This is a genomic window from Agathobaculum sp. TL06 (genome assembly GCF_054658635.1).
On sequence record NZ_BAAGGY010000067.1, the window covers coordinates 1 to 631 of the forward strand.

Genomic DNA, 631 nt, shown 5'->3' on the forward strand with positions numbered 1-631 from the left:
TCCCGTCCAACGGCCACTTTGACACGACCGAGGGCAACATCAAGCAGATGGGCTCGATCCCGCGCAACCTGTACAACAAGGAATTGCTGTACGAAGTACCCGAAGGCGGCCGCTACGAGAAGAACCCCTTCAAGGGCAATATGGACATTGAGAAGCTCGAGCAGCTCATCCAGGGCGTCGGTCCGGAGAACGTGCCGCTGGTATTCTGCTGCATCACGAACAATCCGGTATGCGGCCAGGCGGTCTCCATGGCGAACATCAAGGAAATCAACCGCGTTGCGCATAAGTACAATATCCCGCTGGTATTCGACGTTGCACGCTGGGCGGAGAACTGCTACTTCATCAAGATGAACGAAGAGGGCTACGCCGACAAGTCCATCGCCGAGATCGCGACCGAGATGTTCCAGTACTGCGACGCGTTCACCATGTCCGCCAAGAAGGACGGCCACGCCAACATGGGCGGCATGCTGGCGTTCCGCGACAAGGGCCTGTTCTGGAAGAACTTCTCCGACTTTGACGAGAACGGCAACATCATCACCGATGTCGGCGTTACGCTGAAGGTCAAGCAGATCTCCTGCTACGGCAACGATTCGTACGGCGGCATGTCGGGCCGTGATATCATGGCGCTGGC

General features: G+C 57.5%; 1 protein-coding gene. It reads left to right on the forward strand.

Annotated elements, in window-relative coordinates; translation table 11 throughout:
* A partial coding sequence (locus ACYQ3S_RS15655) for an aminotransferase class I/II-fold pyridoxal phosphate-dependent enzyme (RefSeq protein ID WP_459690299.1) occupies nucleotides 1-631 on the forward strand: 631 nt, incomplete at both ends.